The sequence below is a fragment of the Escherichia sp. S10b genome (assembly GCF_028421345.1).
GTDB lineage: Bacteria > Pseudomonadota > Gammaproteobacteria > Enterobacterales > Enterobacteriaceae > ECMA0423.
This window is the reverse complement of record NZ_JAHZSO010000049.1, coordinates 1-5,764: the sequence shown is the minus strand read 5'-3', so window position 1 is coordinate 5,764 and position 5,764 is coordinate 1. Positions and strand designations below refer to the sequence as shown.

The window sequence follows — 5,764 nt, the reverse complement described above, 5'->3', positions numbered from 1 at the left end:
CCATACCCGCTCCAGAATGTTTTAAACATGCATCTTGCGAACAACTTTAGGCAAACGGTGTTAGTGATGAACAAAAAACAATCAAAATCGACACCATAAAAATAAAACCACTGTAATATCAATATATTAAAGTAGTGGTGATGACGAATGAAATTTCAAAAACTAGCCTTTTTCCGCGACGCTCCCGCCCCGTGGCAGGACACACTGCCGGGAGGACCCATTAAAAACTGCTAAGCTGGGCTCGTTATGGCAACAATTCCATACGAAGTTTTATAAGTAAGAAGTTGCATGCCATCAGGCACCACCGCTGCTGATTACGACCATCAATGTGAACCACAACCAGCGCATCGGGTTACAGATAATTCATATGCTCAACGAGCATAAAGTTCAGAACGTTTAACTTCAGGTGCTTTGTTTTAGCCATACCGTCCGTAACAACATGATGGAAGCGGGTACTTAGAGAACACTATGGATAGAAACTTGCATTACTAATCTCACAATTTATTCATACAGTTATATGATAAATATATTATTAGTTATAACATGTTGAAAATTCATAAAGGAGAATTACCTGTATGTCTAGAGAAGGCTCGTTGGACTTATTGCAAGAAGTTGAAGAAAGTCTTGGCATAATGAGACAGACACAGCATATCAAGCCTGTAAAAGTCAAAGCTATTTTGGAAAACTTACGAAGTTCCTTAGAGTATCTCGCTAATGATACCTATGATAAATATATTTCTCCACGCAGTAATGATGAGCGCCCCAAAATATATTTCCCTTACGGAAAAAAAGAGTTTATTGATAAATTTTTCTCAAAGACGCTAAAAATAAACCCACCATCATCTTCTCCATTATATAAAATTTTTACTTCTATACAGGATTATCACACTGGCGAATCTTGGTTGGAAATGATGTGTAATCTCACTAATGAAGTAAAGCACAGACAACCAATCCCCTTAAGAGAAGAGAGTTCTGTTAAAGACCTAAGTGTGAGCGTAGATGGTTTTGGTTTAATCACAGCAGGAAGCTCAGCAAAAATTCTCTTTAAAAACAACCACATCAATGGCAAAAAATTAGAAGACTTTACTTTCGAAAATGGGAAATTACAAAGAAGTGGTAATGGTGTACCTTTAAACATAGTCATTACCGAAGAGAAAAAAATAAGATTCCATGGGAATGACCATGAAGTAATTCCTTTCATTGAATCATGCCTTATTAAAATCAGAATTTTTATTATCGAAGCCTATAATGAGTTAGATAAGATTTGAATTACCCCCTAAACACCACAGCAAGTGGGAATTAACCACCCTATATTAAATATCCCTTTGTGAATGTGTTAAAGCTTATCGTCACAAAGGGATGCCCATTATTAATCTCACTAGGCAATGAATTTCTAATATTAAATTTCATCGCCAGATTTTAAATTTCCTGCAACCTTACTGGCCATGCTCAGATGGTCTGTAACGCAACTCATCAATTTCACGAATACTCGAAAAATTATTATTTCCTTTTTCTATCAACGCCAGTAGCGGCTTAATCCACAAGACAGCTTGGCAGTAGGTCATTGAGCTGGTGGTAGCGGTACGATCATAGGCTTCATTAGGTCTGCCGGTATCGGTGTGCATGGCGCTGGCACGTAAACGGTACGTGTATTCGAGCAACCCACCAGCGATATCAGCAGGAACAGGCAGATCACAGGTTTTTTCACGGCGGAGAATCTCCCGGTATTCGATTACGGTTTTTTCGGTGCTGGTGTCGATCAGGGAGTTAAGACTGTTGGCATGTTCTGCAACCTGATTGAATCGATTGAAGTTGAATGCCTGGGTGGCGATTACCTGCCCCAGCATAGAGTTGTCACTTCGCAGAACGTCGTTATCGCTCTGAAGATTACTGGCGTGAGAGCAACTCTTGACGAGAGCGACCGAAAGGCCAGCAATAACGACAACGCCTATAAGATCCGGATTAATTTTCATTGCTCCAGCCCCCAGCACGCCAGTGCGCTTTCCTGATCGCGCCGCTCGACCTGCCCATAACAGCCATTCTTCTGCCCTTTTGTCAGGCGGCAATCACGCCCACCATCTTTTATCCACCAGCGAATCGCCTCGCATGCCCCCTTACGATCATCGGCATTCAGCCGCTTATAAAACGTCGACGGGAAACACTTACCGGGGCCAATGTTATAGGGACAAAATGACGCTATACCCGCTTTCTGTGGTTCGGTCAGTGGCACTTTAATATTGCGCTCCACCCATGCCAGCGCCTTATCCCGTTCAATGGCGTTAACCTGGTCGCATTTTTCCTTCGACAGTTTCATACCGGGAAAAACGGGTTTTCCATCCACCACCGTGGCACCCCGACAGATGGTCCAGATGCCGGAACCATCGCGGTATGCCGTTGTGTGGTTACCTTCTTTTTCATTCAGAAACTGGTCGAGAATATCAGGCGCAGGCGCACGGACGGCAATCAGTGCCAGAACGGCAGCCGACAGGCCGTATCTGATTTTTACGTTCATGGATATTTATCAGGATTTATCGGTTTCTGAACCCTGGATATGTTTATCTGTCCCGGCCTGTTGAATCAGGCAAGGAATAGTTAAATACAATAGAGAGGATTGTTTATGGACAATAGCACCATTTCTCTACAGGAGTTGCTCGACTGCATTTCCAAGCTTCGGGATGATGTAAATGCCCTTACTGTCGCATTTTCATATCTGGCATTCTCAATTCCCAAGGAACAAATGCAACCAACACTGGCATCGCTCCAGCTTGAATCACTCAACCCCAAATGGTCCCAGCAACAACAAAATTCTTTCAAGTGGCTGGCGGTATTACTGGAAGAAAAATATGCTGGTGAAATTACCATTTCGGCGGAGTCTTCAGAGAACCAGTAATTCTTCCCGGTAGCTTTCCTTTGTAGGTTATCCACACATTCTGCGCCTCTAAAATTATGGGGCGCTTTTCCGGCGACAGCTCATCCCCTTCACATAACCCGGCAGCAACATCCAGGAAGACCTGTCTGATGCTCCTTCTGGCTGCTGCCTCATAAAACTCCAGCGCGGCACCTTCAACACGGTCCAGCGAGATGTCCAGGTCAAAAATTTCACCGTCAAAGCGTTCTTTGTCCCGTAACGCTAAAGTTACCGTAACTTTATTCTCAAAATTGCGGATCCCTTTCACAATCAGTTCATATTTTTGAGTCATTGAATTACTCTCCCCGTGCAGCCTTACGCTTGTCTTCTTTAATCTTGAAATAAAGGTTTGTCAGGTACGTCAGCAGGCCAAATACCAGGCTACCCAGCACACCTATTGCTGCCCACTGTGAGGGCGTGACTTTATCGAGCAGCTGTAAAAACCAGTAGCCAGCACTGCCTGCGGAGGTGCCGTAGGCAATGCCTGTTGAAATTTTGTCCATGGATTTCATAGCCTCACCTCCGCACGGAACGGATGGCATAGTTATTATGTGTAGGCTTCCAGACACATCAATCAGAGCCTTAATTGATATATATGCTGGAGACGATGCAATATAAAAAGCTCGCCGTAGCGAGCTAATAAAATGTATTTCTCTGATATTATGTTTATTTGTATTAGCTCAGACTTGACATCACAGGTTTCGTATATAGAACATCATCAAATCTGTCAGTTTGCTATGAATGAGATATAGTAATTGAAGAGCTAACCTCGCATGTCAAAGCCAGATTTCTGAAAATCTCTGTAGACTTTCGGATTGTTGAAGGCCGGAAATTTGGCTTTATGAGCTGCGGACTTTATCGCTTCGCAATAGGCTTTATCACCGTTACTGGTAGATATTTTTAACGCCGTGCCATCCTGAGAGAATTCCATATGCAACCTGCATATTTTCCCTTTCCAGTTATGCGGCTCATCAAGTTTGGCATTAATTGCAGCTCTGATTCCCCGCGCTTGCGCCCCCCATTCATCCTGATCATCCCAGCGTCCTGAACTGCAACTACCTGTAGCAGTAGTTTTGTGGCAATCTGAAGGGTGTAAAGGTGTGCATCCCGCAACAAAACCGACCCAAAAAGTCAACATAACGATTTTCTTTAATCCCACTTCTTGCTCCTCAATCCATTAAAATCTCAGCAATAGTAGTTGTTACGTCCGCCACTGGCTCAGAGCTGACTATCCGCTAAATTTAGCTCAGTGCCGTAGTTGTGTCAGAACAAACCTAAGCCGAAACCGTTTATTACAAAACAATAAATATCAGGGTTTAAAATCCAGCACCCCATTTTGAAATACTTTATATACTTCCGGCGAAGGGGGGGCAGGTATATCAGCATTCTTTATCGCATTCATCGCTTCACGACATAAATCGAGGTCTCCACTTTCTCTTTTAACCTCCAGTAGAAGGCCATTCGGGGCCATATGCATTCTCAGTGTACACTCTTTTCCTGAATACTTACTCGCATCCCCGAACTGTTTTTCGATGGCGCTCTTGATTTGATGGGCATACAGACGGATATCCTCACTAACATCAGAAGTACGTTCAGATGAACTCACATACTGTGTCTCTATTGCTTTATCGGAGTAATATGATGTACGGTCATGATAATTTGTCGATACAGCATCAGTGCACCCGATAATAATCCCACTAATAATCAACGTAAGAATTGATGCGCTACGAAAACCCATTTTTCCTCACATATGTCATATAGTAAAGGATTATATATACCGTTGTTTTGGACGCTCAAACAGCGAATCAGATCAAATAAAACGCACATTTGTTAACATTTACACAAAGTCTGCGTGGGATATTCTGAAAGAATATCCATAATGTGGAGAGAATCTATTGAAGTGCATGGTGCCGGGTGCCTCCCGGTGAATTCAGTACCAGCACCTGAATCCGCGATTATCCCATATACCTACTCGCTGATTGCCCCTCCGCACAGGGGGATTCACCATGCCAGTTTCTTTTAACAAACTCCCCGCAAACCAGAGAACAGTCAACCGCCTGAATTGTGAAGTATTTAAAAATTTCTCCCGCTAACTGATACCCGGCTAACAGTCTGGCGTTTTCTTTTTCAGCAACGGGAAAGCAACAACCACCACACCCGCCACCAGCACACCGTCAGCCAGCACTGACATTATCCGGCTGCTGCAATGCCATTCACAAAAACAGTAAGCAATCACTTTTTACCGTAACAGGTGATAATCCAGATATGTATCTACCCCAGATGAGTAATCCGAAGTTCATCCATACCACAGGTCCTGGCTATTCTGTTGTACTCCTGAACAAGAGCAAATAATTCTGAATTAGCAACCATGAACTCATCGCAAACCCTCTGTATAGCATCACTATTCAGAATAATAACGTCTCTTCCCGAAAGACGATCAGGAGCACAGAACAAAACTGTCAAACGGCTGAAGGCCTTTGCTCGTGCTGCATTGACTATATCAATACGCTGCCTAAGGATGAAACACCCCGACGCCTCATCAATATTCACTCTACCCACACCATATGAATGATAAATATTTAATGCTGAAAAAACCATTAGACCGTATAACAAACACTCAATCAATACTTAACAGAACTTTTATTTTTGACAAACATATAATATTTTCAACAATATCCTGAGCCAGGTATATTCCAGTATAAGGCTCTGCCGGAAGGAATCTGGAAGAATGAATATGGCGCGCTGTACTGGATTCGAACCAGTGACCGATTGCTTAGAAGGCAATTGCTCTGTCCGGCTGAGCTAACAACGCTGAATACCGATAATGGACCGCCATCGGGGACCCGCCCCCCCCCC

The 5,764-nt window shown here is 43.3% G+C and carries 9 protein-coding genes, 1 tRNA gene and 1 pseudogene; 3 read left to right on the top strand and 8 right to left on the bottom strand.

Going from position 1 to position 5,764, the window contains the following annotated elements; genetic code table 11:
* Window positions 1-575 precede the first annotated feature (575 nt).
* Window positions 576-1,268, top strand: a complete 693-nt coding sequence (locus tag FTE26_RS04470; protein ID WP_000085746.1) for a hypothetical protein — start codon at window positions 576-578, stop codon at window positions 1,266-1,268.
* A 168-nt stretch (window positions 1,269-1,436) separates the two neighbouring features.
* Here the strand turns inward: FTE26_RS04470 and FTE26_RS04465 are convergent, their stop codons facing one another.
* Together FTE26_RS04465 and FTE26_RS04460 are read right to left on the bottom strand one after the other, a co-directional pair.
* Complete coding sequence (locus FTE26_RS04465; protein WP_000700651.1) at window positions 1,437-1,973, bottom strand: hypothetical protein; 537 nt, start codon at window positions 1,971-1,973, stop codon at window positions 1,437-1,439.
* Window positions 1,970-2,512 carry a lysozyme gene (locus tag FTE26_RS04460; protein ID WP_001101169.1) on the bottom strand — a complete coding sequence of 181 codons (543 nt, stop codon included), beginning with the start codon at window positions 2,510-2,512 and terminating at the stop codon, window positions 1,970-1,972. Before FTE26_RS04460 ends, FTE26_RS04465 begins: the two co-directional genes overlap by 4 nt.
* A 105-nt stretch (window positions 2,513-2,617) precedes the next feature.
* Between FTE26_RS04460 and FTE26_RS04455 the strand changes: the two genes are divergently transcribed.
* Window positions 2,618-2,890 (top strand): hypothetical protein, encoded by a 273-nt coding sequence (locus FTE26_RS04455; protein ID WP_000370545.1) that lies wholly within the window; start codon window positions 2,618-2,620, stop codon window positions 2,888-2,890.
* On the opposite strand, the gene FTE26_RS04450 is transcribed toward FTE26_RS04455, so the two are convergent.
* The 4 genes from FTE26_RS04450 to tolA form a co-directional block, all read right to left on the bottom strand.
* On the bottom strand, window positions 2,856-3,200 hold the full coding sequence (locus FTE26_RS04450; RefSeq protein WP_000192451.1) for a YdfR family protein: 345 nt from the start codon (window positions 3,198-3,200) through the stop codon (window positions 2,856-2,858). The two genes, FTE26_RS04455 and FTE26_RS04450, sit on opposite strands and share 35 nt — an antisense overlap.
* A 4-nt stretch (window positions 3,201-3,204) precedes the next feature.
* Window positions 3,205-3,420: a phage lysis protein EssD gene (gene essD, locus FTE26_RS04445; RefSeq protein WP_000839561.1), complete on the bottom strand. Its 216-nt coding sequence runs from the start codon at window positions 3,418-3,420 to the stop codon at window positions 3,205-3,207.
* 251 nt (window positions 3,421-3,671) lie between these two features.
* Window positions 3,672-4,046 (bottom strand): cell envelope integrity TolA C-terminal domain-containing protein, encoded by a 375-nt coding sequence (locus FTE26_RS04440; RefSeq protein WP_001348755.1) that lies wholly within the window; start codon window positions 4,044-4,046, stop codon window positions 3,672-3,674.
* A 171-nt stretch (window positions 4,047-4,217) separates the two neighbouring features.
* Window positions 4,218-4,646, bottom strand: coding sequence for a cell envelope integrity protein TolA (gene tolA, locus FTE26_RS20165; RefSeq protein ID WP_000506936.1), 429 nt, complete (start codon window positions 4,644-4,646; stop codon window positions 4,218-4,220).
* Window positions 4,647-4,787: 141 nt separating this feature from the next.
* Between tolA and FTE26_RS04430 the strand changes: the two are divergent.
* A pseudogene (locus FTE26_RS04430) lies at window positions 4,788-4,928 on the top strand (hypothetical protein); the annotation flags it as partial.
* A gap of 84 nt (window positions 4,929-5,012) precedes the next feature.
* Here FTE26_RS04430 and FTE26_RS04425 read toward each other — a convergent pair.
* A complete protein-coding gene (locus FTE26_RS04425) occupies window positions 5,013-5,144 on the bottom strand; it encodes a DUF3927 family protein (protein ID WP_000562553.1) in 132 nt (43 codons plus the stop codon).
* Window positions 5,145-5,643: 499 nt separating this feature from the next.
* Window positions 5,644-5,720 (bottom strand) — tRNA-Arg (locus FTE26_RS04420).
* Window positions 5,721-5,764: the final 44 nt, after the last annotated feature.